The organism is Microbacterium sp. che218 (genome assembly GCF_040436305.1).
Lineage (GTDB): Bacteria > Actinomycetota > Actinomycetes > Actinomycetales > Microbacteriaceae > Microbacterium > Microbacterium algihabitans.
The window spans coordinates 1773255-1798720 of record NZ_AP031501.1 but is presented as its reverse complement, the minus strand read 5'-3'; the positions used below and the strand labels follow the sequence as shown (position 1 = coordinate 1798720).

General features: G+C 69.8%; 25 protein-coding genes. 16 read left to right on the top strand and 9 right to left on the bottom strand.

Features of this window, described 5'->3' with window-relative positions; genetic code table 11:
* Nucleotides 1-17 precede the first annotated feature (17 nt).
* Nucleotides 18-1718, bottom strand: coding sequence for a LamG-like jellyroll fold domain-containing protein (locus tag ABXS86_RS08440; RefSeq protein ID WP_353664129.1), 1701 nt, complete (start codon nucleotides 1716-1718; stop codon nucleotides 18-20).
* A 10-nt stretch (nucleotides 1719-1728) separates the two neighbouring features.
* A complete protein-coding gene (locus tag ABXS86_RS08435) occupies nucleotides 1729-2388 on the bottom strand; it encodes a hypothetical protein (protein ID WP_353664128.1) in 660 nt (219 codons plus the stop codon).
* A 300-nt stretch (nucleotides 2389-2688) separates the two neighbouring features.
* On the opposite strand from ABXS86_RS08435, the gene ABXS86_RS08430 reads away from it, so the two are divergent.
* Nucleotides 2689-3822, top strand: a complete 1134-nt coding sequence (locus tag ABXS86_RS08430; RefSeq protein ID WP_353666205.1) for a PQQ-dependent sugar dehydrogenase — start codon at nucleotides 2689-2691, stop codon at nucleotides 3820-3822.
* A 3-nt stretch (nucleotides 3823-3825) separates the two neighbouring features.
* Here the strand turns inward: ABXS86_RS08430 and ABXS86_RS08425 are convergent, their stop codons facing one another.
* Nucleotides 3826-4632 (bottom strand): DeoR/GlpR family DNA-binding transcription regulator, encoded by an 807-nt coding sequence (locus ABXS86_RS08425; RefSeq protein WP_353666204.1) that lies wholly within the window; start codon nucleotides 4630-4632, stop codon nucleotides 3826-3828.
* Nucleotides 4633-4866: 234 nt separating this feature from the next.
* Between ABXS86_RS08425 and ABXS86_RS08420 the strand changes: the two genes are divergently transcribed.
* The 5 genes from ABXS86_RS08420 (at nucleotide 4867) to ABXS86_RS08400 (ending at nucleotide 10226) form a co-directional block, all read left to right on the top strand.
* Nucleotides 4867-6159, top strand: a complete 1293-nt coding sequence (locus tag ABXS86_RS08420) for an ABC transporter substrate-binding protein (RefSeq protein ID WP_353666203.1) — start codon at nucleotides 4867-4869, stop codon at nucleotides 6157-6159.
* A gap of 73 nt (nucleotides 6160-6232) precedes the next feature.
* Nucleotides 6233-7162 carry a carbohydrate ABC transporter permease gene (locus ABXS86_RS08415; RefSeq protein WP_144829949.1) on the top strand — a complete coding sequence of 310 codons (930 nt, stop codon included), beginning with the start codon at nucleotides 6233-6235 and terminating at the stop codon, nucleotides 7160-7162.
* A gap of 1 nt (nucleotide 7163) precedes the next feature.
* Nucleotides 7164-8066 carry a carbohydrate ABC transporter permease gene (locus ABXS86_RS08410; RefSeq protein ID WP_230704124.1) on the top strand — a complete coding sequence of 301 codons (903 nt, stop codon included), beginning with the start codon at nucleotides 7164-7166 and terminating at the stop codon, nucleotides 8064-8066.
* Between the two features lie 35 nt (nucleotides 8067-8101).
* Nucleotides 8102-8965 (top strand): ketose-bisphosphate aldolase, encoded by an 864-nt coding sequence (locus tag ABXS86_RS08405; RefSeq protein WP_154096228.1) that lies wholly within the window; start codon nucleotides 8102-8104, stop codon nucleotides 8963-8965.
* Between the two features lie 7 nt (nucleotides 8966-8972).
* The gene (locus ABXS86_RS08400) at nucleotides 8973-10226 is read left to right on the top strand and encodes an ADP-dependent glucokinase/phosphofructokinase (RefSeq protein WP_353666202.1); all 1254 of its coding nucleotides are present in this window, start codon (nucleotides 8973-8975) and stop codon (nucleotides 10224-10226) included.
* A gap of 19 nt (nucleotides 10227-10245) precedes the next feature.
* Here ABXS86_RS08400 and ABXS86_RS08395 read toward each other — a convergent pair whose 3' ends face one another.
* Together ABXS86_RS08395 and ABXS86_RS08390 are read right to left on the bottom strand one after the other, a co-directional pair.
* Nucleotides 10246-11349 carry an aromatic acid exporter family protein gene (locus ABXS86_RS08395; protein WP_353666201.1) on the bottom strand — a complete coding sequence of 368 codons (1104 nt, stop codon included), beginning with the start codon at nucleotides 11347-11349 and terminating at the stop codon, nucleotides 10246-10248.
* 98 nt (nucleotides 11350-11447) lie between these two features.
* On the bottom strand, nucleotides 11448-12410 hold the full coding sequence (locus tag ABXS86_RS08390) for an alpha/beta fold hydrolase (protein ID WP_353666200.1): 963 nt from the start codon (nucleotides 12408-12410) through the stop codon (nucleotides 11448-11450).
* Between the two features lie 78 nt (nucleotides 12411-12488).
* Here ABXS86_RS08390 and ABXS86_RS08385 point away from each other — a divergent pair, with 78 nt between their 5' ends.
* On the top strand, nucleotides 12489-12728 hold the full coding sequence (locus ABXS86_RS08385; protein WP_144829936.1) for a DUF3072 domain-containing protein: 240 nt from the start codon (nucleotides 12489-12491) through the stop codon (nucleotides 12726-12728).
* A 39-nt stretch (nucleotides 12729-12767) separates the two neighbouring features.
* Here ABXS86_RS08385 and ABXS86_RS08380 read toward each other — a convergent pair whose 3' ends face one another.
* Entirely contained in the window at nucleotides 12768-13256 is a 489-nt protein-coding gene (locus ABXS86_RS08380; RefSeq protein ID WP_307208946.1) for a MarR family winged helix-turn-helix transcriptional regulator, read from the bottom strand.
* Nucleotides 13257-13394: 138 nt separating this feature from the next.
* Here ABXS86_RS08380 and ABXS86_RS08375 point away from each other — a divergent pair, with 138 nt between their 5' ends.
* Nucleotides 13395-13922 carry a MarR family winged helix-turn-helix transcriptional regulator gene (locus ABXS86_RS08375; RefSeq protein ID WP_307208948.1) on the top strand — a complete coding sequence of 176 codons (528 nt, stop codon included), beginning with the start codon at nucleotides 13395-13397 and terminating at the stop codon, nucleotides 13920-13922.
* Between the two features lie 89 nt (nucleotides 13923-14011).
* The gene (locus ABXS86_RS08370; protein ID WP_307208950.1) at nucleotides 14012-14266 is read left to right on the top strand and encodes a hypothetical protein; all 255 of its coding nucleotides are present in this window, start codon (nucleotides 14012-14014) and stop codon (nucleotides 14264-14266) included.
* A gap of 1 nt (nucleotide 14267) precedes the next feature.
* Here ABXS86_RS08370 and ABXS86_RS08365 read toward each other — a convergent pair whose 3' ends face one another.
* Nucleotides 14268-14579, bottom strand: a complete 312-nt coding sequence (locus ABXS86_RS08365; RefSeq protein ID WP_251506063.1) for a hypothetical protein — start codon at nucleotides 14577-14579, stop codon at nucleotides 14268-14270.
* A 125-nt stretch (nucleotides 14580-14704) separates the two neighbouring features.
* Here ABXS86_RS08365 and ABXS86_RS08360 point away from each other — a divergent pair, with 125 nt between their 5' ends.
* A complete protein-coding gene (locus tag ABXS86_RS08360; RefSeq protein WP_056226105.1) occupies nucleotides 14705-15022 on the top strand; it encodes a hypothetical protein in 318 nt (105 codons plus the stop codon).
* A gap of 6 nt (nucleotides 15023-15028) precedes the next feature.
* Here the strand turns inward: ABXS86_RS08360 and ABXS86_RS08355 are convergent, their stop codons facing one another.
* A complete protein-coding gene (locus ABXS86_RS08355; protein WP_144829919.1) occupies nucleotides 15029-15355 on the bottom strand; it encodes a hypothetical protein in 327 nt (108 codons plus the stop codon).
* A gap of 302 nt (nucleotides 15356-15657) precedes the next feature.
* Here ABXS86_RS08355 and ABXS86_RS08350 point away from each other — a divergent pair, with 302 nt between their 5' ends.
* The 6 genes from ABXS86_RS08350 (at nucleotide 15658) to treZ (ending at nucleotide 24245) form a co-directional block, all read left to right on the top strand.
* Nucleotides 15658-16335, top strand: coding sequence for a GTP pyrophosphokinase family protein (locus ABXS86_RS08350; protein ID WP_144829916.1), 678 nt, complete (start codon nucleotides 15658-15660; stop codon nucleotides 16333-16335).
* Nucleotides 16336-16380: 45 nt separating this feature from the next.
* Nucleotides 16381-17232 carry a transposase gene (locus ABXS86_RS08345; RefSeq protein WP_353666199.1) on the top strand — a complete coding sequence of 284 codons (852 nt, stop codon included), beginning with the start codon at nucleotides 16381-16383 and terminating at the stop codon, nucleotides 17230-17232.
* A complete protein-coding gene (locus ABXS86_RS08340; RefSeq protein WP_353666198.1) occupies nucleotides 17229-17714 on the top strand; it encodes a glutaminase in 486 nt (161 codons plus the stop codon). The genes ABXS86_RS08345 and ABXS86_RS08340 overlap by 4 nt, the downstream gene beginning before the upstream one ends.
* Nucleotides 17715-17795: 81 nt before the next feature.
* Nucleotides 17796-20018 (top strand): glycogen debranching protein GlgX, encoded by a 2223-nt coding sequence (gene glgX / locus ABXS86_RS08335; RefSeq protein ID WP_353666197.1) that lies wholly within the window; start codon nucleotides 17796-17798, stop codon nucleotides 20016-20018.
* Between the two features lie 5 nt (nucleotides 20019-20023).
* A complete protein-coding gene (gene treY, locus ABXS86_RS08330; protein WP_353666235.1) occupies nucleotides 20024-22429 on the top strand; it encodes a malto-oligosyltrehalose synthase in 2406 nt (801 codons plus the stop codon).
* A gap of 64 nt (nucleotides 22430-22493) precedes the next feature.
* The gene (treZ, locus tag ABXS86_RS08325) at nucleotides 22494-24245 is read left to right on the top strand and encodes a malto-oligosyltrehalose trehalohydrolase (protein WP_353666196.1); all 1752 of its coding nucleotides are present in this window, start codon (nucleotides 22494-22496) and stop codon (nucleotides 24243-24245) included.
* Between the two features lie 54 nt (nucleotides 24246-24299).
* Here the strand turns inward: treZ and ABXS86_RS08320 are convergent, their stop codons facing one another.
* Nucleotides 24300-25418 (bottom strand): ROK family transcriptional regulator, encoded by a 1119-nt coding sequence (locus ABXS86_RS08320; RefSeq protein ID WP_353666195.1) that lies wholly within the window; start codon nucleotides 25416-25418, stop codon nucleotides 24300-24302.
* Nucleotides 25419-25466: the final 48 nt, after the last annotated feature.

The following is a 25466-nucleotide window of genomic DNA, read 5'->3' as shown; positions in this document are numbered from 1 at the left end:
CCCCGCCGGGATCCCCGTCATCCGGTGCCGGCGAGCCAGTGGTCCTCGACCTCGGCGGCCGTCAGGACCCGGTCGTAGATCGCGCCGTATTGGATCGAGCCCGTGAAGAAGGCAGGGTCGCTCGGGGCGGGACCGGTCTGGGACGTCCAGAAGTCGGTCTTGCCGCATCCGAACTTCCAGTAGCCGTCGTACCACTGGCCTCGGGTGGCGCCGTCGGTGCCGACGAGTGCACCGTCGACGTACAGCCGCATGCCGGAGCTCGAGAGCGTCGCGACCACCGCGTGCCACGCTCCGTCGGCGTAGTTTCTGCCCGCGGGGGTGGTGATCAGGGCGAAGGCGTCGGGGAAATTGCCGTAGACGATGCGGCCGTTCGCATCGAGGTAGATGTGGCGGTCCCAGTGGTTCTCGTTCTCGGGTGCCGGGTCGGTGCCGAACCCCACGATCTTGCCGCTCGGGGCCGAGGTGGTCGAGAACCAGGCCTCGAGGCTGTAGGTTTGCGGGTCGAGCTGGCCGGGCACGTACAGGCACTGCGAGCCGTCGAAGGTCACGGATCGGGCGGGGCTGTCGCGTCGGCACCCCACCGAACCCGAGGTGGTGGGGGGCTTGCGCCAGGTGCCGGTGCGACCGTGGCCCGAGATGTCGGTCTCGGATGCCGTCGAGGTCGCCGACATCGCGTACGCGGCGTAGAGATCGGTGGGGTTCGCGGCGGCGAGGGAGGTCACGGCGAAGCGGCAGTTCTGATTCATCGCCCCCGCCGTGTCGGAGGTGTTGCGGATCGACGCGGTGAGGGCGGCCTGGCTCCCGCCGACCCCGGTGAGCGCGATCACGGCGACGAGGGTCGCGATGGCCAGGGGCACGATCACCGTGCGCGCGCGGCGATCCACGCGGACGCGCACGCCCCCGGCCGGCGCGACGTCGCTCTCGCGGATCAGGAGGGACGCGAGGAAGGGCAGGAGGCACAGGAGCACGAGCAGGATGCGCACCGGCAGGTCGGGGTCGGGCACGGGAGTGAGCGAGTACGCGCCCGAAGCGATGCGGTGCGTGGACAGCACCGTCGCCTGCTCGCCGCTGATCAGACGGGTCGTGTCGACGAGCAGGGGCAGGATGCCGGTGTTCACGACGTGCATGAGGGCTCCGTCGCCGCTGTCGGCGGCGCGGAAATCGAGCAGCACCATGTTGAACCACGGTCGGAGCCAGAGGGTCAGCGCCGTGATAACGACGGACCAGCCGGTGAGTCGGACGCTCCACGCCCACGCGCGACGACCGCCGCGCGCCCGCGCGAGCGCCTCGACGAGGGCCGCGCCGAGCAGGAGCCAGGGGGCGGCCTTCAACACGAACCCGAGTCCGGGTGCGATGAGCGCCGCCGCGCCGATGATCTGATCGGGACGCACGTCCCACGGGTCGGCGGAGCCGTTGAGATCGCCGCGCGTGCGGAAGACGTCGCCGTCGGTCTCGACGATGCGGTGGGTGATCGTGCGGTCGTCGTGCGTGTACGTCACGACATCGCCCACGTCGTAGTGGCTGCGGGGCTCCGTCACGACGAGCGTGCCGACAGGAGCCGCCTCGGCCATGCTCGGGGTCTCGACGACGAACAGGCGGGTGCCCGTGGCCCCGAGAACGGTGGCGATCGCGACCGCGAGCAAGGCGATCACGACCGCCACCGGTACAGCGGATCCGCGACGACCCCGGGAGGGCGGAGCTTCGAGGGTGTCGGTCACGGGGCGGGGCTCAGGACGAGAACGTCCAGGTGAGCGGCTGCGACACCTTCAGGTTCGAGTAGCTGGCATCGAGGGTGCTCGGCAGCGTCACTGCGAACGTGAAGGTCGCCGACGAACCGGCCGGCAGAGAAGAGGCACCCACCTTGTCGAGAATGTCGATCGTCGAGGACAGGCCGGCGACGGTGCCGTCGTAGATGACGAAGGCGCCGGAGGTGATCTTGATCTTCATCTGCGAGCACAGGTCGGTGGCGGAGCCGTAGACCGTGCTCGAGGCCGACTGGGTGCACGCGCCGGGCGTCAGGGTGAAGCCCTTCGCGTCGAGCGAGCCGACGTTCAGGATCGGGATGTTCGTCGTCACCGTCTGGCCGGGTGCCATCGCGAGGTCGCCGCCGTACTTGTTGATCGTCGAACACGTGGCGCTGTTCGTCGAGACGCCGGAGGCGCCGTCGGTGCTGCGGCAGACGATCTGGCCGGTGGAGTCGTTCTCCTGCATGATCAACGAGCCCGCGCCGGCGGTGTTGACGGTGTTCTGGATCGATGCGGTGAAGGCGGCGACGGTCGGCGACAGGCCCAGGGCCAGGATGAGCGACGCGATGCTGCCGGCGAGCACGACGGGCAGCGCGAGGCGGCGGCGTCGGCGTGCGGGTGAGGGTGAGGGAGATGAGGACACAGGGTGCTCCTTTGCGGGCGGGTCGGGGTTGGGCATCCTCATACAAGGACCCCGCGCTCGCGGCGAACGGCCGGGTGGCCGCGGTCGCCGGGGGGTGGGGGCTCATCCGGCCATGTCACGAGGGCGACACCGCGATACCCGGCGATGTCGGGGACGAAACAGGGTCCTCCGGTCTCTCACCCGCCGCTCCGATCGAGGTCACCCACTCGCCCCTGCGCGACGCGAGTCGGCGCAACCCTCACCGGGAACTCAGGTCGAGCGGGTATCCCAGAGAATCCACGGACCCCGACGAGGAGAGCCATGACCACCGCCACTGTTCCGCTGCGCGCCACCGCAGCCGCCGTCGGGGCGCTCGCGCTCGCCGCCCTCGCCGGGTGCGCCGCCGAACGGGAGACGGATGCCGGCACCCCGAGCGCCGCGCCGCCCTCGTCCATCGCCCCGTCGCCGTCGCCGTCGCCGTCGACGTCCACCGGCGCACCGCCCGCGCTCGCCGAGGAGGCGACCACGGTGGTCGACGGGCTCACGACGCCGTGGTCGGTCGCCTTCGATGCGGACACCGCGCTGGTGAGCCAACGCGACACCGGCGAGGTGCTCGAGATCGTCGACGGATCCACGCGGGTGGTCGGCGAGGTACCCGGGGTCGCGCCCGGGGGCGAAGGAGGCCTGCTCGGCATCGCCGTCTCCGACGGATTCTTGTACGCCTACGCGACCACGGCCGACGACAATCGCGTGATGCGTCTCCCCCTCGAGGGAGAGGCCGGCTCGCTGCGTCTCGGCGCCGCCGAGACGGTGGTCGACGGCATCCCCTCGGCGAACATCCACAACGGCGGGCGCATCGCCTTCGGCCCCGACGGTCTGCTGTACGTCACGGCCGGAGATGCCTCCGAGCCCGGCGCCGCCCAGGATCCCGGTTCGCTCGGCGGCAAGATCCTGCGCGTCGAGCCCGACGGGGCCATACCGGCCGACAATCCGTTCCCGGGCTCGCCCGTGTGGAGTCTCGGTCACCGCAACCCGCAGGGCATCGGGTGGGATGCCGCCGGCGTCATGTACGCCTCGGAGTTCGGCCAGAACACGTGGGACGAACTCAACGTCATCGAACCGGGCGCGAACTACGGCTGGCCCGAGGTCGAGGGCGTCGGAGGGCAGGAGGGGTTCATCGACCCCGTGCAGCAGTGGGCGCCGGCGGATGCCAGCCCGAGCGGACTCGCGGTGATCGACGGCGCGGTGGTGATCGCCAACCTGCGCGGCCAGCGCGTGCGCGTCGTCCCGACGGCCGACCTGGGCACGGCGTCGGAGTACTTCGTCGGCACGTACGGGCGGCTGCGGGACGTCGTCGTCGCCCCCGACGGTGCGCTGTGGGTCGTGACGAGCAACACCGACCGCGGCGGCGGGGATTCCGACGCGATCCTGCGCGTGCCCCTCGTCGCCGACTGAGCGTCAGGGGGTCAGGACCGTGACCCCCGCCTCCGCGAGGGCTGCGGCCAGCTCCTCGGACGGCGGCGCGTCGGTGATGAGGTAGTCCGCCTTCTCGAGAGGGGCGATCTGCGCGAACAGTCGCCGGTCGAGCTTGGAGGAGTCGGCGAGGATCGCCGTGCGGTCGGCCTTCTGGATCATCTCGGTCATCATCGTGGCGTCGCCGAGGTTGCTCGTGGAGAAGCCCGATCCGTCGACCGCCCCCACCGCGATCAGGGCGTAGTCGCTGCGGATGTCGACCTCGGGCGAGTGCGAGTTCATCGCGAGGGTCACCGGCCCGGTCGTCGCCTGGGTGATCGTGCGGACCGCCCCGCCGAAGATGAAGAGGTCGCGGAACACCGACGGGGAGATCTCGGCGGGGATGCGCAGGTTGTTCGTCGCGATGGTGAGGTCGCGGTGGTTGCGCAGGGCGCGGGCGACGGCGAGCGTCGTCGTGCCGGCATTGAGCATGAGCGTGGAGCCGTCTTCGATGAGCTCGACGGCGAGGGCGGCGATGCGCTCCTTCTCGGAGATCTGCATCTGCAGGCGCACGTCGAGCCCGCGATCGCGGCCGGGGACCGACATAGCGCTGACGGCCCCGCCGTGCGTACGCACGACGATGCCCTCGCGATCGAGCTGATCGAGATCGCGGCGGACGGTGTCGATCGAGACGCCGAAGTGCGAGGCGAGGTCGACCACCGTCACCTGTCCGGTGTCGGCGACGTAGGCGGCGAGTTCCGCCTTGCGGCCCGCCGGCAACCGCCGCTTCGTCGTGGCTGTGGTTCCGTCCATGGCGTCATCTTTAGCACGGTTCTGCTGCGGCATCCGCAGGATTTGTGAGAAAACGGCAAAGAACAGCAGCTTTGGACCTTGATCTGCGTTCTCTGGCGCGCTTTCATGCGTGAATTGTCACGAATCTGCATCGAACACTTGACCTGTCCCCGCAATGACGCGCATACTCATGCTCAAAGATGCAAGAACGCGCAGAACAGCGCGAAATGCAGCAGATCTCAACGAGGAGAAACGATGGACAACAGCGGGCGCCGGCGTCGGAACGCCTTCAAGCTCGTCGGTGTCGCAGCAGCGGCCACGACCCTCCTGGCGATGGCGGGGTGCTCGTCGAACAACGCCGCACCCGCGGACGGCGGGGACGTCACGATCGAATTCGCCCAGTGGTGGGAGCCCGAACTGGGCGACGGGCAATTCCGCGGTCTCATGGACCAGTTCGAGAAGGAGAACCCGGGCATCAAGGTCGACCTGGTCAGCGGCCCCTACGCCTCCACCAAGGAGCAGCTCTTCGCCGGAGCGGCATCCGGCACCATGCCCGACGTCGTCGGTCTCGACGGCGCGTGGGTCAGCGACTTCGCCAAGCAGGGCGTGATCGCCGACCTGTCGAAGCTCATGAGCGACTCCGGCTACGACGAGAGCCAGCTCGCCAGCCAGATCAAGGTCGACGGCAGCACCTACATGATCCCGGTCGTCAACTTCGTCTACCCGATGTTCACGAACGACGGCCTGCTCTCGCAGGCGGGCGTCTCGGCCCCGCCGTCCACGCGCACCGAGTTCGCCGACGCCGCGAAGAAGATCACCGCCCTCGGCGGCGACGTCTCCGGGTGGGTGCTTCCGCTCTCGCTCGAAGCCCCCAACGGCGTGCAGAACGACGTCATGTCGTGGGTGTGGGCCTCGGGCGGATCGATGCTCGACGACGGCAAGCCCGACCTGACGAACTCCGACGTCTCGTCGGCGACCGACTACATCCAGCAGCTGTGGAAGGACGGCGTCATCGCGCCGGGCTCGTTCACCATGAAGGAGCAGGACAAGGTCGAGGAGTTCACCAACGGCCGCGTGGGCATGATGATCGACTCGCTCGCGCACATCAACCTCATCCGCGAGTCCAACCCCGACCTGAAGTTCTCGATCTCGGCGATCCCCGCCGAGGACGGCTTCTCCGGCGAGCGCGGCATCCCCTACGCCTCGTGGGGCATCGGCGTCGCCGAGAACTCCGAGCACAAGGACGCCGCGTTCAAGCTCGTGCAGTTCCTGATGGGCAAGGACGTCAACAGCGAGCTGTCGACGATGGCCAAGGCGTTCCCGGGCAACACCGAGAGCGTGCCCACGTTCGTCGAAGACGACGAGCTGTTCAAGACCGCCTTCGACATCTACAAGAAGGGCTACCCGGCGAACGAGTTCACCGGTCTGCCCGTCGCCGAGGACCTGATGCGCCAGTTCGGCGAGCAGTTCCAGGCAGCCCTCGACGGCCAGCAGTCCATGAGCGACGCGCTGAAGAAGTCGCAGGACGAATGGACGTCGGAGTTCTGATCCGATCCTGATCCGGGATGCCGCACCGTACCGCCTGGCGGTGCGGCATCCCGCTCATCGAAAGCCGCACACCATGTCAATGCGCACCCTCACTCCCCCCGACACCGAGGTGATCGTCACCGGACGACCTACCTCGCGCCGCACCCGCCAGCTCCGCAAGGCCGGCGAGGCGTACGTCTTCCTCTCGCCGACCCTGATCCTGCTCTTCGTCCTGATGATCGTGCCGATCGTGATGGTCGTGGGCTACTCCTTCCAGGACAACGTCATCCTGAACAAGAGCCCCGACCTCGTCGGCGTCGACAACTACGTCGCGATCCTGACGGACCCGGGCTTCTGGAAGGCCACCGGCAACACCCTCTTCTTCACCCTCACCAGCGTCGCTGCGCACCTCGTGCTCGGTCTGTCGTTCGCGATGCTGCTCAACAGCCGCCTGATCGGAGCGGTGCCCCGCGCGATCTTCCGCGGGCTGTACGTGCTGCCCTGGCTGTTCACCGTCGCGGTCATCGCGGTGCTGTGGCGCATGCTGCTCGCCCCCAACGGCATCGTCAACTTCCTCCTGAACACGAACATCGAATGGCTCTCGTCGCCGCAGCTCGCCCTGGGCACCGTCACGTTCATCAACATCTGGGCCGGCTACCCGTTCTTCATGGTCAGCCTGCTCGCCGGCCTCCAGGGCATTCCGAGCGACCTGTACGAGGCGGCGACCGTCGACGGGGCGAGCCCCGCCCAGCGGTTCTGGAACGTCACGATCCCGCAGCTGCGACCGATCATCGTCAGCCTCGTGCTGCTCGACCTGATCTGGACCTCGCAGCAGTTCGCGCTCATCTGGCTGACCACGGGCGGCGGTCCGATCGACGTCACCGAGATGCTCAGCACCTTCACCTACAAGCTCGCATTCGCGAAATACGACTTCTCGATGGCCTCCACCTCGGCGGTGCTGGTCCTGGCGATGTCGATGATCATCGCGGTGCTCTACGTCCGCCAGCAGAAGGCGAGGGACTGACATGGCCTCCACGACCACCACGCCGCGTCAGCGCGTCGGCACCACCGCCCCGCGTCAGCGCGTCGGCACCACGAAGACGCGTCGCCGGCTCGCGCAGACCGGCGTGCTCATCGGCCTCGTCATCGGAGCCGTGTTCGCCGCGGGTCCGGTGCTGTGGATGCTGTCGAGCTCGTTCAAGTCGAACACGCAGATCTTCGAGCTCCCGCCGCGCCTGATCACCGACACCTTCTCGTTCGACGCGTACGTGTCGATCTTCACCAACCCCGAGACGGTGCGCTTCTTCATCAACAGCTACGTCGTGGCGGGGGCGGTGACGATCCTGACGCTCCTCGTCGCGATTCAGGCGGCGTACGCGTTCAGCCGCTTCGAGTTCCGCGGCAAGCGCATCGTCAACGTCATCATCGTCAGCGTCCAGGCGGTGCCGCCGATCACGCTGCTCATCCCGTACTTCGGGCTGATGGTCGGGCTCGGCCTCTACAACACCTATCCGGGCCTGATCTTCACCTACATGGTCTTCACGCTGCCCTACGCGATCATCATGATGACCGGGTACTTCAACACCCTTCCGAAGGAGCTCGACGAAGCGGTCCGCGTCGACGGCGCCGGCTCCTTCACCGCGCTGTGGCGCGTGCTCGTGCCGATCTCGATCCCGGGCATCGTCTCGGTGGGCATCTACACGTTCATGATCGCGTGGAACGAGTTCCTGTTCGCCCTGACCCTCACGCGCACCATCGACATGCGCACCGTGCCCATCGGCATCCAGTTGCTCATGGGCCAGCACTCGTACGAGTGGAACCAGATCATGGCGATGAGCATCCTCGGCTCGATCCCGGTGCTGCTGCTCTTCCTCTTCTTCCAACGCTTCTTCATCAGCGGCCTCACGGCCGGCTCGGTGAAGAGCTGACCGCCGCCTACCCAACCCCGAACAAGGAGTCATCCGTGCTTTACACCGGCAAGTCCATCCTCGACGTCGCCAACGCCCACAGTTTCGCCATCCCGGCCTTCAACATCAGCGACTGGGCGATGTTCACCGGGATCATGGACATCAGCGAGGAGAAGAACGCTCCGGTCATCATCGCGATCCACCCCGACGAGGTCTCGCACATCACCACCGACCTGATCCCGGCGATGCACGCCCGCGCGCACCGCTCGAGCGTGCCGGTGGCCATCCACTGGGACCACGGCGGAACGTACGACCAGATCATCACCGCGATCAAGGCCGGCTTCACCTCGGTCATGATCGACGCCTCGCTCGAGCCGTTCGAGCAGAACGTGGCGCTCACCCGCAAGGTCGTCGAGGCCGCCCACGCCGTCGGCGTGCAGGTCGAGGGAGAGCTCGGCACCATCGGCGCGAACGACAGCTACGGCGAGTCGGGTGCGGCCGAGATCATCTACACCAACGTCGACGACGCGGTGCGCTTCGTCGAGCAGACCGGCGTCGACAGCCTCGCGATCGCCATCGGCACCTCGCATGGGCTCTACCCGGCCGAGAAGAACCCCGAGCTGCGCCACGACCTGCTCGAGCAGATCAAGGCCGCCGTCGGCATCCCGCTCGTGCTGCACGGCGGATCGAGCAACCCCGACGCGGAGCTCGCCCGCGCGGTGTCGCTCGGCATCAACAAGATCAACATCTCCAGCGACATCAAGGTGGCGTACCACGACCGCATGCGCGAGGTGCTCGGCACCGACCGCCGCCTGCGCGAGCCGAACGCCATCCAGCCCGAGTGCATCGCCGCGATGAAGGTGACCGCCGCTGAGAAGATCGACCTGTTCGGCGCCGCCGGCAAGGCCGACCTCTACTGATCGGACGGTGATCGACGTCATGGCGGAAGACCTCGTGCTCGGACTCGGCGGCACCGTCGACTACGAGATCCGGTGGGATGCCGACGTGCTCTCAGCCCTCGCCGAGAGCTACGGCATCCGTGTCGACGAGTTGACCACCACGACGCCGATCATCGACGAGCGTGCGCTCGTCGTCACGGTGCTCGCCTTCCTCGCCACCGGCGGGGGAGGCGAGCGCTTCGTGCTGTCGTCGGAGATCGTGGAGACCTTCGCCGCGCACTTCGAGAAGACCATCACCCTCGGTGGCACCGGGGTGCGGGCGGGGATCGCCCTCGACCGCATCGGCGTGCCCACCGTGCAGCATCTCGTGAGCATCGACGACAACGTGCGGCGTCTGTTGCCGGCGTCGATGAGCATCGTCTCGTCGGCCACGCACGACACCCTCGACCCGCACCTCATCGTGCAATATCCCGAAGCGACGACGGTGCGTCTGGTCGACGGGGCGGTGACGGCGCCGACGTCGAACCGCATCATCTTCGCGAACGACGCCCCGAACCGCGAGATGGCGATCGCGACCGGCCTCGGTGACGCCCTCGCCGACGCGGCGGCGTTCCTGGTGTCGGGCTTCAACACGATGCAGGATGCCGCCCTGCTCGCGTCGCGGCTCGACGATCTCGTCGCGGCGATGCGGCGCCTTCCGCGCGAGGCCCTCGTCTACTACGAGGACGCGGGGTTCTACCGCCGCGAGCTGTCGGCGCTCGTGCGCGAGCGCCTCCTGGAGCGCATCGACGTCTACGGGATGAACGAGGACGAGCTGCAGGAATACCTCGCCCGCCCGGTCGACCTGCTCTCCCCGGCCGATGTCTGCGCCGCCCTCGCCGACGCGCACGCGCTGATCCCCGCACGGGCCCTGGTCGTGCACACCCGGTACTGGGCGATCGCGGTCGGCCCCGCAGCGGCCGCGCACCGCGCGGGCCTCGAGAGCGCGGTGTGTACGGCGGCCACGCGCTTCCGGCTCGGTGACGCCTGCACGGCCGCCGACCTCGACGACACCGCGCGCCTGGGCCGACACCCCGGCGGCGAGACGGTCGTCACCGCCGCGGAGCGCGAGCTCGGCGCGACCGGAGTGGCGGCCTTCGTCGTAAACACGGCGCACCCCACGACGATCGGCCTGGGTGACACCTTCGTCGGGGGCTTCCTCGCCGCCGCGCCCGCTGCGGCCCGACGCGCCACCGCCGTCGCCCTCGACCGCGCCCTCGACGCGGCGTGCGGCCGACGCTGACCCGCGGCGGCGAGCGGGGTCAGTGCGCCCCGGTGTCGGCATCCGGATCGGAGAACGGCCCGCACGCCGCGATCACGCGGCGAAGGCTCACGGCCGCGGCCCAGGCGTCGAGGGGTTCGTCGTGCGCCTCGAGCGCGCGAAGGCGGTCGGTGAAGGTCGTCAGCGCCTCCTCTGCGGCGCACAGCTGATCGGCCGTGCCGGTCGGATCGGGCGGTGTCTCGACCAGGTGCGCCACCGTCGTGATCGCCTCGGAGAGGACGCGGCGCGCGTCGGCGGGGAGCTTGGCGTCGACGGAAGGACCGCTGGTGAGCCCGGCGAGGGCGGCGGAGAGCTCCCGCGTGGCGTCGGCCGTCCCCGTCAGGGCGTTGAGGCGCCGCCGGCCGAGATCGCGCGGCGCCTGCAGTCGGCGACCGCGCGGGTTGTAGCGGCGGCTCTCATCGGCCAGTTCGACCTCTTCGCGCACGTCGGCGAGCGTGCCGCGCAGGCGAGCCGCGGCCTCGTCCGCGGCGTCGGGGTCGAACGCGCGGCCGGCGAGCGAATCGGCGATGCTCCGCAGCGACGCGGCGAGTGCGTCGCGCAGTTCGGCGAGTCGGTCGTCGGCGCGCTTCACGCGCAGCGGCGGGACGACGACGAGGTTCACGATCACGCCGACGACGACGCCGAACGCCATGGTCACGAGGTACGACACGGAGTAGCCGTCGGGGTCGGCGCCGCCCAGCAGCAGCACGAAGAGCCCCGCGATGGCCACCCAGTCGCGGCCGACGCCGAGAGCGCGGACCCCCGCGAGCAGCACGCCGATCAGGATGACGGCGGCGACGGCGGCGATGCGCGGCACGCCGAGGCCGACGACCGCGAGGCTGGTGAGCCCCAGGCCGATGCCGATGCCCAGCCCGACCACGGCCTGCACGCCGCTGGAGGCCGACCGCGCGACCGTCGGATACATGCTGACGAGCACCCCGAGCGGCGCGTAGTACGAGTACTCGCTCTGGGCCCACGGCACGTAGGGCGCGAGATACCACGCGAGAGCGGCGGCGACGGCTGTCTTGGCGGCGAGCAGCAGGCGGTCGGCGGTCACCGCGTCGGCCCACCACCGTCGGGGGTCGAGGGCGGGGGGAACGTTCACAGGCACAGCGTGCGGGGGCGAGGCGGCACCCCTTCATGCTGCGCGCTCGCGCCGATCTCGTCGCGGGGGTTGCCGCAGCGCGACGGGGCGGGTATCCCTCACCCCTTCGGGCGGTAGGCCCTCCAGAGCACCCGGGCGTGACGGGCCTTTGCGCGCTCCACGCCGTGCTCGTCCTTGCGGGCTGCGCTGATCCACTCGGCGAGGCGACTGGCCACCGCTCCAAGCACCATGCTGATGTCGGCGTGCGTCGCGGGCGGCACTGCGGCTTCGGCCGCCGGCATCCGCCCCTTCGGTTTCAGATCGTCGTCGATGTGCCGGAAGACCAACCGTGCGACGCCGACCGCGTGGCTGTTGACGACGCAGTGCGCGGCGCCTTCGATCTCCCATCGGCGGGCGCTGCGGGCGCGCGCGACGAGACGGGAGTGCAACCGCCGCGGCGACGGGCGATCGAACTCGCCGCGCAGCAGGAGCAGGCGCGCGTGCCCCGCGCCGACGCGATCCGAGATGCGGTAGCGGAGCATGTGGGGGAGCGCCTCGAAGAAGTACAGCACTCCGCACAGCAGGTAGGCCGAGACGGCCAGGAGGGCGATGTGCAGCGACTCGCGCACCGTCGACTGCACGAACCGCACGGCCTGGACGAAGGCGGTGGCCTCCGCTTCGTCGACGACGGGACTCACCAGCACGGCGTGCGAGAGGTCGGGGCGCCGGGCGAGCACCTCGGTGACCACCTGCGTCCCCATCGAATGGCCGAGCAGAACGGGGTCGGCGAGGTCGTAGTGATCGAGCACGCTCTCGACCTGGTCGGCGAAGAACGCGGCGGTGGGCTGTTCTCCGGATGCCGGGACCCCGCCGAAACCGGGCAGATCGAGAGCGAACACCTCTCCGCGTTCGGCGAGGAGCGGGGCGAGGAACTCGAAGTAGGTCGCGGCCACGCCGATGCCGGCGACGAGGACGAAGGCGCGGCCCTCCCGCGCCCCGGTCGACATGCGCGTGACGCGCGTGCGGACAGCGCCCCGCCGGTGCGTCTCGACCTGCACGTCGAGGGAGGAGGAGTCGGCCATCGATCCAGGATGCCGTACGCCACGGCATCCGCTGTCAATCCCGGACCCGACGTCGCAGGTGCGGCCTAGCCTTCCTGCATGAGCGATACTTCCCGTGAACACGAGACCCTCGGCGCACAGCGCGAGGGCGACAACCCCGCTGAGAAGGACCCGTCGGACTGGGTCACCGGTGACGAGCCGATGACCGCGCCGCAGGCCAGCTACCTCGACACCCTCGCCCGCCAGGCCGGGGAGGAGATCTCCGCCGACCTCACGAAGGCCGAGGCGTCGGAGCAGATTGAGCGGCTGCAGGGCGAGACCGGCCGCTCCACGGAGTGACCTTCACCCTCTGAACGACGAGGCGTCCCCGCGACCTGATCAGGTCGTGCGGGACGCTTCTTCGTCTGCGGAGATGTCGTCGATGTCCTGCTGTTCTCCGCGCGCGATGTCGTCGAGGAAGTCGGCGACCACGCGGCGTTCGGCGGGGCCGAGGCGTCCGGCCGCCGCCACGGCCGAGGCGCGCCGTACCGACAGCACGCGGCGCGCCGGCGAGGAGGCGTCGATGGTCGCGCGGACGACGATCGACCGACGGTCTCCCGGGTACGGCTCGCGCGCGACCCAGCCCGCATCGGCGAGGCGGTCGATGAGCGCCGTGGTCGCCGCCGACGAGATGCCGAGCATCGAGGCGAGCAGGCGAGGGGTGACGGGTTCGTCGTCGGGGGAGCGCTGCAGCAGGAAGCGCAGTACCTTGGCGTCGTTGGGCCCGATACCCAGGGAGTTCAGCGCCGCTCGCTCCGAAGCGATTCCCGAGTCGGTGAGGTCGTTGAGGGCTCGGACCACGTCGTCGGCGGAAGCCGTGTGTCGCATCTCTCCCCCTCGGGTGTCTCGATGATCTAGTGGTTTCGAAGCCGATCAAGTAGGCGACTGTTCTAATCCGCCATGCTACCTGTCCATGCTCCGCAGGGGCAGGGGGCTGGACGCGCGGCTCTGACATAGGATGCCCAGGTGGAAAACGGGTCGGAAGCGTCGCGCTACTGGTACGGCGCGAGCGAAGAGGATCGCCGCCGTCGAGCGGTCGACGTGCTTCAGGCCTTCCGTGTGTACCGCGCCGCCGAGGTGGCGATGCGTCGCCGCACGCGCGAATCGATGTCGATGGGCGAGAACGAGCTGCTCGTGCTGCGCTACCTGCTGAAGGCCGCGGGCCAGAAGCGACAGGTGTCGCCGAGCGAGCTCACCCGCTACCTCGGCGTCTCCACGGCGTCCACCACGGCGATCGTCGATCGACTCGAGAAGACCGGACACGTCACGCGCGTTCCGCATCCCACCGATCGCCGCAGCATCTTCATCGTGGCCACGACCGAGAGCGACGACGAGGTGCGCGCCACGCTGGGGTCGATGCACACCCGCATGATGTCGGCCGTCGTCGACATGTCGCCCGAAGACAGCGCCGCGGTCATCGCGTGCCTCGGTCGCCTGCAGGATGCCGTGGACCAGGTCGACCCGCACCCGGTCGAGGTCGACGCCGCCCCGTGAGTGTCGATCGCGAAGCAGGCGAGTAGCTAGGCGACCTTCTTTCCCCCGCAGCATTAGGCGGGCGTGAGAGCGCGTGAAACCATGAGCACATGGACGACGATGCGCGCGATGCGGTGATCTCCGCGCGCTCGAGCGAGGTCGTCCGCGAGGTCGACGGCGTGCTGGTCGCTCCGTTCCGCGAGGTCCTCGGGCGACTGCGCGCGGACTACCCCGACGAGGATCCCGGCCGTATCGAGGCGATCGTGCTGCGCGAGTGGGAGGCCTTCTCGGCCGGTCGTCCGCTCGTCGTGCCGACCGCCGTCGAAGACGGGGCCCGCGAGATCCTGGGCCCGCCGCTCGTCTGAGTCAGGACCCGGGGTGCTCGGGCTCGGGCACGATCATCAGACCGCCCGAGGAGTTGGCCGAGGTGGCGAGGGCCTCGATCCACGAACGGCTCAGGAGAGCCGGCTCGGGTTCGTCGAAGACGAACCGCAGCGGGATCGACGGATGCAGCCACACGGTGCTGCGCCCGACCTCCTGGTCGGGTCCGTGCGTCCACGACAGGGTGAAGCTCTCACCGCGGCGGAGCTTGGTGGCGATGACGACCTTGACGTGCGCGAGAGCGCGGTCTTCGATCTCGATCGGCGTCGCGACGTCGCCGTAGTAGAGCGTTCCCACACCCGCAACGGTAGTCGCGAGGCTGCGAGCCGATCGCGGGGCTTGATTCGCGTCCGCTGACGTGGCATTGACCGGTCGTTCCGCGGAAGCGGTCCCATCTGCGTTCCTCGGATAGGCTCGTGCGCATGGGCAGATTCATCTACGACACCGTCGCCAATGCGGTCGACATCGATGACCGCACGCTCGCGCACCTGCGCATCGTCGTGATGAACAAGCTGCGCCGGTCGGAGTCGTTCATGTTCGACGTCGAGGTCGGAGACGGCAGCGGGCGTCGCAGCTTCTGGATGCACCCGTCGGTGCCCATCCAGTTCCACTTCTACGGCAGCCGTCAGCCGCGCATCAACCGCGTCTGGGTCGAAGACCTCATGCTCGCGGCATCCGGTCCCAACGGTCTGGCGATCACGCCCGAACCGAGCGAAGACGCCCTCGTCGAAGAGGGCTGACCCGCCTCAGTGCTTCTCGGCCTCTTCGGCCGGGGTGATGTCCTCGGGCACGAGCATGATGCCGCCCGAGGAGTTGGCCGAATCGGCCAGGCGCTCGATCCACTCGCGGCTGAGCATCGTCGGCTCGGCGTCATCGAAGACGAAACGCAGCGGAATCGCCGGGTGCAGCCACAGCGTGCTGCGGCCGCGTTCCTCGTCGTCGCGGTGACGCCACGAGAGCGTGAAGCTCTCTCCGCGGCGCAGCTTGGTGGAGATCACGACCTTGAGGTGCGCGAGGGCGCGGTCTTCGATGTGGACGATCGTGCCGCTGCCGCCGTAGTGAATGGTCCCCATGCGGCCACGATACGCCAGGACGCCCGTGGGTACGCGGGGCGTCGGCGAGTGTCAAGGGCGGGGGTCGTGCACCCCGGGCGTGTCATCGTGAGAGGTATTCACGGAAGGAGGGCGCCGTGACATCTCCCCCGAATCCTTGGCACCCAGAACCTGCGGATGGCCACGACGACGATCTTCCCGACGTCTTCGACGGTCTCACCGCGATCGATGTCGTCGACGGCGAGCTCGTTCCGCGAGCTCCCGCGCCGCCGCGAACCTGAGGCTCCCAGCGACCTCGTAGCGGTGCTGGTTACGGTCGGACCATGTCTGACCCGCTGGACGATCAGCAGATCACCGTTTCGGGAGCCGCGCTGCGCGCGATGCGCGACGAGTTCCAGCGGTTCCTCATGGAGTACCGCTTCGGGCTCGCCGAGGTCGAGACGAAGATCTCGATCCTGCGCGAAGAGTTCCAGGAGATGCACGCGTACAACCCGATCGAGCACGTCTCGAGCCGGGTGAAGTCGCCGGACAGCCTCGTCGACAAGGTGCGCCGCAAGGGCATCGACACCGATTTCGCGTCGATCAGGTCGACGATCACCGACATCGCCGGCATCCGCGTCACGTGCAGCTTCATCGACGACGCGTACCGGCTCTCCGATCTGCTCACCCAGCAGGACGACATCACCGTCCGCGACGTGAAGGACTACATCGCCCAGCCAAAGGCGAACGGATACAAGAGTCTGCACGTGATCGTCGAGGTGCCCGTGTTCCTGTCGACCGGGAGAGTGGACGTGCCCGTCGAGGTGCAGTTCCGCACGATCGCGATGGACTTCTGGGCGAGTCTCGAGCACAAGATCTATTACAAGTACGACCGGCTCGTCCCCTCCGACCTCCTCGACGAGCTGAAGGACGCCGCCGACATCGCCGCCGAACTCGATCACCGCATGGAGCGCCTCCACCGCGAGATCCGGGGACCGCGTCCGGGAGTCGTCTCCCTCTGAGGGCATCGAGTGGCCCGTTCGGGTCGCGGTGGTCACAATGGAGGGATGAGCGACGACGCCGCCCGCCTCGACGAGGTCGCCGCAGAGCTGCTCGCGCTGCCGCCGGCGCACTTCACCGCGGCGCGCAACGAACGTGCCGCGGCGGAGTCGGGGGCGGTGGGCCGACGCATCGCGAAGCTGCGCAAGCCCACGGTGGCGGCCTGGGCCGTCAACCTGCTCGTGCGCGACGGACAGCTCGGCGAGGCCGTCGAGCTGTCGCGGGCCCTGCACGAGGCGCAGGACGACCTCGACGCCGCCGAGCTGTCTCGGCTGGGGCGTCAACGCCGGCAGCTGGTGGCCGCGCTCGCGCGACGGGCCGGAGAGCTCGCGGCCGAGGCCGGAACACCCCTCAGCGTGTCGGTGGCGGATGCCGTGCAGAAGACGATCAACGCCGCGGTGGTCGACGCGTCGGTGGCGGCGGCCGTGCTCACGGGGCGTCTCGTCGCTCCGATCGACCTCGCCGATCTCGGCGGGGGAGAGCTGGCGGCGGCCGTCGCGGGGTCGGTCCCCGAGGCGGTTCCGGCGCCGGCGCCGCGCGACGACCTCGCCGCACGGCGGGAGCGCAAGGCCGCCGAACGCGCCGAGCGCGAGGCCGAGCGCGCGCACGCCGCCGCCGAACGCGAGCAGACCGCGGCGGAGCGCCGACGCGTCTCGGCGCAGGAACGGACGGACCGGCTGCGCGAGCGCGTCGACGGGCTCCGCGCCGATCTCGAGCGCGCCGAGGCGGAGGCCGACGCCGCCGCCCACGAGCTCGACGAGCGCGAGAAGGAGAAAGCGGATGCCGCTGCGGCGGTGGCGTCGAGCCTTCGCACGCTCGAGAAGGCCCGCGCCGCCCGCGAAGAAGGAGAGCGCGGATGAACGCCGCCGTGGAGGGGATCCTCGCCGGAGCGCGGACGCGGCTGGCCGACGCCCCGCGCGAGCGCCTGGGCGAACTGCAGGAGGGGCGCCGTCTGCTCGGCATCCCGCGGGCCGCGCGCATCGTCCCGCGGGGGACGGCGTGGCACCTCGGGGCGCTGCTGCTCACCGACGACGAGGTGCTGAGCACCGGTGACATCGTGCGCTCGCGCGCCGAGGTGCGCCGCGGATTCGCCGCGGAGTCGCAGCGGCGTCGCGCGGAGCTCTCGGCCGCGGCAGCGCGAGGAGGCGTGCCCGAGGGGGATACGATCCACATCGCATGGGAGCCGGTGGACCTGTCGGCGCTGGGGGAGCGCACCGCACCGCTCGCGCTCCGGGGGGAGGAAGTGCTCGTCCGGTGGAGCGCCGCGGGTGGGTACATGCCCCTCGACCGCTACCTCGACGAGCGCATCGAGCTGCTGCGGCATCCGCCCGAGAGGGCATAGAGGCCCGCGCGCATAGTCGGGGGTGGGGTGGGTGTCAACTGCCGTGACCACGCAGGTTCGCGGAAACGACGCTGGTCTATCGTGAGCGACGTGCAGCAGGTATGGCCAGGATCCAGTTATCCCCTCGGGGCCACTTACGACGGTAATGGGACGAACTTCGCCCTGTTCAGTGAAGGAGCGGAAAAGGTAGAGCTCTGCCTCTTCGATGAAGACGGAACGGAGACGTGCGTCGAGCTGATCGACGTCGACGCGTTCGTCTGGCACGCCTACCTCCCCAACATCCTGCCCGGGCAGCGCTACGGCTACCGCGTGCACGGAGAGTACGACCCCGCCAACGGCAAGCGCTTCAACCCCGCGAAGCTGCTGCTCGACCCCTACGCCAAGGCCGTCGAGGGTCAGGTCGACTGGGGTCAGGCGGTCTTCAGCTACGAGTTCGGCGACCCCGACTCGTTCAACGACGAGGACTCCGCCGCCCACATGATGAAGGGCGTCGTCATCAACCCCTTCTTCGACTGGTCGGGCGACCGCCAGCCGAAGATCCCCTACGCCGAGTCCTTCATCTACGAGGCGCACGTGCGCGGCCTCACCCAGTTGCACCCCGACGTGCCCGAGGAGCTGCGCGGCACCTACGCCGGCATCGCCCACCCGGCCGTCATCGAGCACCTCAAGAAGCTCGGCATCACGGCGATCGAGCTCATGCCGGTGCACCAGTTCGTCAACGACTCCACTCTCGAGGAGAAGGGGCTGTCGAACTACTGGGGCTACAACACCATCGCGTTCCTCGCCCCGCAGAACACCTACTCCTCCACCGGCGACCACGGTCAGCAGGTGCAGGAGTTCAAGGCCATGGTCAAGGCCCTGCACGCCGCCGGCATCGAGGTCATCCTCGACGTGGTCTACAACCACACCGCCGAGGGCAACCACATGGGCCCGACGTTGTCGATGCGCGGCATCGACAACGAGGCGTACTACCGCCTCGAAGACGACGACAAGCGCTACTACACGGACTACACCGGCACCGGCAACAGCTTGAACGTGGGCAACCCCCACACGCTGCAGCTGATCATGGACTCGCTGCGCTACTGGGTGCTCGAGATGCACGTCGACGGCTTCCGCTTCGACCTCGCCTCGACCCTCGCCCGCGAGTTCTACGAGGTCGATCGTCTCGCGGCCTTCTTCGAACTCGTGCAGCAGGACCCGATCGTCTCGCAGGTCAAGCTGATCGCCGAACCGTGGGACGTGGGCCCCGGCGGCTACCAGGTCGGCAACTTCCCGCCCCAGTGGACCGAGTGGAACGGCAAGTACCGCGACACCGTCCGCGACTTCTGGCGCGGTGAGCCGCAGGCTCTCGGCGAGTTCGCCTCGCGCCTGACCGGGTCGGCCGACCTGTACGAGCACTCGGGCCGCTTCCCCGTGGCATCCATCAACTTCGTCACCGCCCACGACGGCTTCACCCTGCGCGACCTCGTGTCGTACAACGAGAAGCACAACGAGGCCAACGGCGAAGACAACAACGACGGTGAATCGCACAACCGCTCGAGCAACATGGGCGTCGAAGGTCCCACCGACGACCCCGAGGTGCTCAAGCGTCGCGCGCAGCAGCAGCGCAACTTCATCGCGACGCTGCTGCTCAGCCAGGGTGTTCCGATGCTGCTGCACGGCGACGAACTCGGTCGCACGCAGGGCGGCAACAACAACGGCTACGCGCAGGACAACGAGATCACCTGGGTGGACTGGTCGAACATCGACACCCCGCTGATCGAGTTCACCGCCGCGCTCGCGCGACTGCGCAAGCAGCACCCGACCTTCCGCCGCAGCCGGTTCTTCGACGGTCGCCCCGTGAAGATGGAGGAGGGCGCTCCGGTGCCCGACGTGGTGTGGCTGCGACCCGACGGCTCGCTCATGCAGCCCGAGGACTGGGACAACGGCTTCGGCCTGGCGGTGGGGGTCTTCCTCAACGGCCAGGGCATCCGCGAGCGCGACCGCCGCGGCGAATCGATCAGCGACGACCACTTCCTCGTGCTGTTCAACGCGGGCGACGACAAGGTCGACTTCCAGCTGCCCGACTTCGAGTACGCCCCCAAGTGGGACGCGTACGTCGACACCGCGGGCGAGCGCGCCAACACCGAGCCGCTCAACCCCGGCGAGACGTTGCCGCTGGAGCCGAAGTCGCTGATGGTGCTCCGCGAGCACCACCTGCCCGAGCCCGAGATCGACCACTCGGTCGCGGCCTCGCTCACGGCGCAGATCCAGACGCTCGGCACCGACGACCTGCCCGGGCAGGCGCCCAAGCCGGAGCTGTGACCGAGATGCGGCATCCGCTTTCGACGTATCGCCTGCAGATCCGCGAATCGTTCACCCTCGACGACGCCACCGAGGTCACGGACTATCTCCGTGACCTCGGGGTCTCGTGGGCGTACCTCTCGCCGATCCTCGAGGCCACACCCGGGTCCGACCACGGCTACGACGTCGTCGACGTCACGCGCGTCGACCCCGCCCGCGGCGGCGCCGAGGGACTCTCGCGCTTCGTGCAGGCGGCGCGCGCGAAAGATCTCGGCATCCTGATCGACATCGTGCCCAACCACATGGGGGTCTCGGAGCCGCGGAGCAATTCGTGGTGGTGGGACGTGCTGCGCCAGGGACGGGCCTCGGCCCACGCCCCCGCCTTCGACATCGACTGGGAGTTCGGCGCGGGCAAGGTGCGCGTGCCGATCCTGGGTGCCGATCTCGCCGAGGTCATCGACGAGATCTCGTACGACCCGACGCCGGCCGACGACGCCCCCGACGGGCTGATCCGCTACTACGACCACGCCTTCCCGGTGGCTCCGGGAACGGGGACGGATGCCGCGGCCTCGGGCTCGCGCGACGCGATCGAGGCTCTGCTCGACGCGCAGAACTTCGAGCTGCGCTTCTGGCAGGACGAAGCGGCCGACCTCAATTACCGCCGCTTCTTCGCCGTGACGACCCTCGCGGGCGTGCGGGTCGAGCTGCCGGAGGTGTTCGAGGCGACCCACGCCGAGATCCTGCGCTGGGTGCGCGAGGGTCTCGCCGACGGCCTGCGGGTGGATCACCCCGACGGTCTCGTCGACCCGGGTGGGTACCTCGACCGCCTCTCGGCCGCCCTGCGAGAGGCGAGCGACGACGAGGTCGGTTACGTGCTCGGCGAGAAGATCCTCGAGCACGGCGAAGCCCTGCCCTCGTGGTGGAAGACCGCCGGCACGACCGGATACGACGCGCTCGCCGAGATCGACCGCGTGCTCACCGACCCCGCGGGTGAGGTGCCCCTCGACGCCCTGGATGCGCGCCTGCGCACCGAGAGCGACCTGCCCGCCCTGACCGGGTGGCACGACCTCATCCACGACACCAAGCGCAAGATCGCCGACTCCATCCAGGTGTCGGAGATCCGCCGTATCGTCCGGGGCCTCCCCGCCGAGCTGCGCGAGGAGTTCGAGGCCGAGGTGCTGCAGGACGCCCTCGCCGAGATCCTCGCGTGCTTCCCCGTCTACCGCTCGTACCTCCCGGCGGGGCGTGCGCACCTCGACGCCGCCGCGGGCGAGGCCGAGATCCGCCGCCCCGAACTCGACGACGTGATCGAGAAGCTCGTGCCGGCCCTCGCCGACACCGACCTCGAGATCGCGTGGCGCTTCCAGCAGACGACCGGACCCGTGATGGCGAAGGGCGTCGAAGACACGGCGTTCTACCGCTACACGCGGCTGGGCTCGCTCACCGAGGTGGGCGGCGACCCGGGCCAGTTCGCGCTCGACGTGCACGGCTTCCACACCGCGCAGGCGCTGCGCCACGCGTCGTGGCCGACCGCGATGACGACGCTCTCGACGCACGACACCAAGCGCGGCGAAGACACGCGTGCGCGCATCGCCGTGCTCGCCGAGATGCCCGAGCGGTGGGCCGCGCGACTCGAGGAGTTCCGCGGTATCGCCTCGACCGGGCACGGTCCCTTCGACGCCCTGCTGTGGCAGGCCATCGTCGGGGCGTGGCCGGCATCGGCATCCACTCCCGAAGGTCTGAAGGACTACCGCGAACGCCTGCACGCCTACGCCGAGAAGGCCGCGCGCGAGGCGTCGGAGGTCACCGGCTGGTGGGAGCAGGACGAGGCCTTCGAAGAGCGCATGCACGCGCTGGTCGATGCGGCCACCGGTCCGGCGGCCGAGCGCGTGCGCGCGTTCGTCGACGAGATCTCGGCCGACGGCTGGTCGAACGGCCTGTCGGCAAAGCTGCTGCAGATCATGGGCCCGGGCGTCCCCGACGTGTACCAGGGCTCGGAGCTGTGGGAGCAGTCGCTGGTCGACCCCGACAACCGTCGGGCGGTGGACTTCGCCGAGCGTCGGCGCCTGCTCGCCTCGATCGACGGGACGGATGCCGTGCGTCCGCCCATCGACGGGACCGGCGCCGCGAAGCTGCTCGTGACCTCGCGCGCGCTCCGGGTGCGGAACGACGTGCCGCTGGACGTGTACCGTCCTCTGGAGGCCGCGGGCGTGGCATCCGATCACGTCGTCGCGTTCGATCGCGGCGGGGTGTTCGCGGTCGCGACGCGTCTGCCGCACGGCCTGCGCACCGCGGGCGGCTGGCGCGACACCGTGCTGCTGCTGCCCGACACGCTGGTCATCGACGTGCTCACCGGCAAGCAGTACCAGGGCGGTCCGACCCGCCTCGGCGATCTGCTCGCGACCTACCCGGTCGCCCTGCTGATCTCCTGACCTGCGCGCGGCGGGGTTTCCGCCCCGTCGCGCGACGACCATCTCACGCGCGAAGGACACAACCATGAGCATCGACGTCTGGGCCCCCAAGGCCGAGCGAGTGCGGCTGCGCCGTCTCGACGACAGCGGCGACACCGTCGTCGAAGACGTGGAGATGTCGGCGGATGCCGGCGGGTGGTGGACCGCTCCGGTCGACCTGGCCGACGGGGAGCGGTACGGCTTCGTGCTCGGCGACGGCGACGACTTGCGTCCCGACCCGCGGTCGCGGCGTCAGCCCGGCGGCGTGCACGAGGCGTCGGCGTGGTTCGACCCCTCGGTCTACGCGTGGAACGACGCCGCGTGGACGGGCAAGCAGCTCGCGGGCGGGCTGATCTACGAGCTGCACCTCGGCACCTTCACCCCCGAGGGGACCCTGGATGCCGCGATCGGCCGCCTCGACCATCTCGTCGACCTGGGCGTGACCCACGTCGAGCTGCTGCCGGTGAACGGCTTCAACGGCACGTGGAACTGGGGCTACGACGGGGTGCTCTGGTACACCGTGCACGAGGCCTACGGCGGGCCGGAGGCCTACCAGCGCTTCGTCGACGCCGCCCATGCCGCGGGTCTCGCCGTGATCCAGGACGTCGTCTACAACCACCTCGGGCCCTCGGGCAACTACCTGCCCCTCTTCGGCGAGTACCTCCGCGAGGGCAGCCGCAACACCTGGGGCGACTCGGTCAACCTCGACGAAGACGCCGTGCGCGCCTACATCGTCGAGAACGCGCTGATGTGGATGAGCGACTACCACGTCGACGGTCTGCGCCTCGATGCCGTGCACGCGCTGCTCGACCACCGCGACCCGCACGTGCTGCAGGAGATCGCCGAGCGCACCGACGCCCTGTCGGCGCACCGCGGCATCCCGCTCACGACCATCGCCGAGAGCGACATGAACGACCCGAAGCTGATCCTCCCGCGCGAGGCCGGCGGCTACGGACTCACCGCGCAGTGGTCGGACGACTGGCACCACACCGCCCACGTCGCCCTGACCGGAGAGGCGATCGGGTACTACGAGGACTTCGCCGACCTCGACGCGTTCCGCAAGGTGAGCGAGGGCGGCTTCTTCCACGACGGCACCTACTCGACCTTCCGCGAAGAGAAGCACGGCAAGCCCATCCCCGCCGACGTGCCGAACTGGCGCCTGGTGACCTTCGCGCAGGATCACGACCAGATCGGAAACCGCGCCGCGGGCGACCGCCTCTCGCAGACGCTCGACTACGACCGCCTCGCCGCGGCCGCCGTGCTCACGCTGACGGCTCCCGGCACGCCGATGCTGTTCATGGGCGAGGAGTGGGGCGCCACCACCCCGTGGCAGTTCTTCACCTCGCACCCCGAGCCCGAGCTCGGAAAGGCCACCGCCGAGGGGCGCATCGCCGAGTTCGCAAAGATGGGCTGGGACGAGTCGACCGTGCCCGACCCGCAGGACCCCTCGACCTTCGAGAACTCGAAGCTCGACTGGGACGAGGCGGGCGAGGGCGACCACGCGCAGCTGCTCGGTCTGTACCGCGAGCTCGCGAAGATCCGTCGCGAGCGCCCCGAGCTCACCGACCCCTCGCGCGAGGGCCTGTCGGCTGCCGCTCGCGAGGCCGAGGGCGGGCGCGTGTACGAACTGCGTCGCGGCGACCTCCTCGTCGTCGTGAACCTGTCGGATGCCGCGGCGTCGGCCTCCGCGGCATCCGGTGCTCGTGTGCTGCTGGCCACCGCCGAGGGCGTCGTGCTCGACGGCACCACGCTGACGGTGCCCGCCGGAGCGAGCGCGATCGTCGCACCCGCCCTCTGACACCCGTTCGACGGCCCCGTTCCCTCGAGGGGCGGGGTCGTCGGCGTGCGCGAGTCAGTCGCTGAGCGAGATGCGGCCCATCGCGGCCTGGATCGCCACCGCCGCGGCTCCCCGCGCCCAGGCGGAGAAGCCGGAGCGGTCGGGGTGTATCGAGACGGCGGATGCCGAGCGCTCGCGGCCGCGCGCGAGAGACGCCTCGACTCGATAGCGCACCAGGTCGAACGCCTCGACGCCCTCTCCGGCGAGCACGATGTCGGACTGCAGGGAGAGGTTGGCGGCGAGGGCGCACAGGGTTCCGAGGGCGTCGCCCGCGGCCTCCATCACCCTCCGGGCGGCGGGATCGCCGGCGCGGGCGAGCGAGAGAACCTCGTGGTACCCGACCTGTCGGCCGAGGGCGTCGGAGACCTGAGCCGAGATGGCGGTCGTGGTCAGCAGGGCGGCGGCGCAGCCGCGATGCCCCTCGGGGCAGGCGGGCCCGTCGGCGACGAGCGGGAGGTGGCCGACGGTGCCGACCCCGGCATCGGGGGTGCGCACGGTGCGCCCGTCGATCACGAGGCCGAAGCCCACTCCCGCGCCGACGGTCACGATCGCGAAGCCCGGAAGGTTGCGGCCCACCCCGAACCAGCGCTCGGCCTCGGCAAGGGCGACGACGTCGTTCTCGAGAGCGACCGGCACGTCGAGGCGCGCCGCGAGCGCATCGGCGAGGGCGACGTCGCGCCAGCCGAGGAAGGGGGCGTCGACGGCGACCCCGTCGCGCACGGCGCCGCCGAGGCTCACCCCGATCCCGCGCACATCGCTCAGCCCGAGGGCATCGACCGCGGCGGCGATGTCGCCGATCACGGCCCCCGGCGTCGAACCCGACAGGGGACGGTCGGAGCGCTCGCGCACCTCGGCCCGGATGTCGGTCGCGACGAGGTAGAGGTGGTCGCCGGTGAGCTTGATGCCGACGAACGTCCCGGCCGTGGGCGAGATGTCGAGCGGCCGCGAGGGGCGCCCGACCGAACCGTCGACCTCGTCGTCGAGTTCGATCAGGATGCCGGCGTCCACCAGGGGGCGGGTCAGGCGGGTGAGGCTCGGCGGCGACAGGTGCAGGCGCGCGGCGAGGGCGGTGCGCGAGAGGGGGCCGTGGGTCAGCACGGCGCGGGCCACGGCGGCTTCGCTCTCGGTGAGCATTGCGCCTCCTCCCGTTCGCCCATAGTAGGCGGGCATTTGTTCCGTGGT

Excerpts from the sequence above, each read along its gene's own strand:
- ABXS86_RS08370 (WP_307208950.1), top strand. The coding sequence starts at position 14,012 with ATGGACGACGATGCGCGCGATGCGGTGATCTCCGCGCGCTCGAGCGAG.
- ABXS86_RS08350 (WP_144829916.1), top strand. The coding sequence starts at position 15,658 with ATGTCTGACCCGCTGGACGATCAGCAGATCACCGTTTCGGGAGCCGCG.
- treZ (WP_353666196.1), top strand. The coding sequence starts at position 22,494 with ATGAGCATCGACGTCTGGGCCCCCAAGGCCGAGCGAGTGCGGCTGCGC.
- ABXS86_RS08360 (WP_056226105.1), top strand. The coding sequence starts at position 14,705 with ATGGGCAGATTCATCTACGACACCGTCGCCAATGCGGTCGACATCGAT.
- ABXS86_RS08390 (WP_353666200.1), bottom strand. The coding sequence starts at position 12,410 with ATGGCCGACTCCTCCTCCCTCGACGTGCAGGTCGAGACGCACCGGCGG.
- ABXS86_RS08410 (WP_230704124.1), top strand. The coding sequence starts at position 7,164 with ATGGCCTCCACGACCACCACGCCGCGTCAGCGCGTCGGCACCACCGCC.
- ABXS86_RS08320 (WP_353666195.1), bottom strand. The coding sequence starts at position 25,418 with ATGCTCACCGAGAGCGAAGCCGCCGTGGCCCGCGCCGTGCTGACCCAC.
- ABXS86_RS08430 (WP_353666205.1), top strand. The coding sequence starts at position 2,689 with ATGACCACCGCCACTGTTCCGCTGCGCGCCACCGCAGCCGCCGTCGGG.
- ABXS86_RS08420 (WP_353666203.1), top strand. The coding sequence starts at position 4,867 with ATGGACAACAGCGGGCGCCGGCGTCGGAACGCCTTCAAGCTCGTCGGT.
- ABXS86_RS08425 (WP_353666204.1), bottom strand. The coding sequence starts at position 4,632 with ATGGACGGAACCACAGCCACGACGAAGCGGCGGTTGCCGGCGGGCCGC.
- ABXS86_RS08415 (WP_144829949.1), top strand. The coding sequence starts at position 6,233 with ATGTCAATGCGCACCCTCACTCCCCCCGACACCGAGGTGATCGTCACC.
- ABXS86_RS08385 (WP_144829936.1), top strand. The coding sequence starts at position 12,489 with ATGAGCGATACTTCCCGTGAACACGAGACCCTCGGCGCACAGCGCGAG.
- ABXS86_RS08355 (WP_144829919.1), bottom strand. The coding sequence starts at position 15,355 with ATGGGGACCATTCACTACGGCGGCAGCGGCACGATCGTCCACATCGAA.
- treY (WP_353666235.1), top strand. The coding sequence starts at position 20,024 with ATGCGGCATCCGCTTTCGACGTATCGCCTGCAGATCCGCGAATCGTTC.
- ABXS86_RS08380 (WP_307208946.1), bottom strand. The coding sequence starts at position 13,256 with ATGCGACACACGGCTTCCGCCGACGACGTGGTCCGAGCCCTCAACGAC.
- ABXS86_RS08345 (WP_353666199.1), top strand. The coding sequence starts at position 16,381 with ATGAGCGACGACGCCGCCCGCCTCGACGAGGTCGCCGCAGAGCTGCTC.
- ABXS86_RS08340 (WP_353666198.1), top strand. The coding sequence starts at position 17,229 with ATGAACGCCGCCGTGGAGGGGATCCTCGCCGGAGCGCGGACGCGGCTG.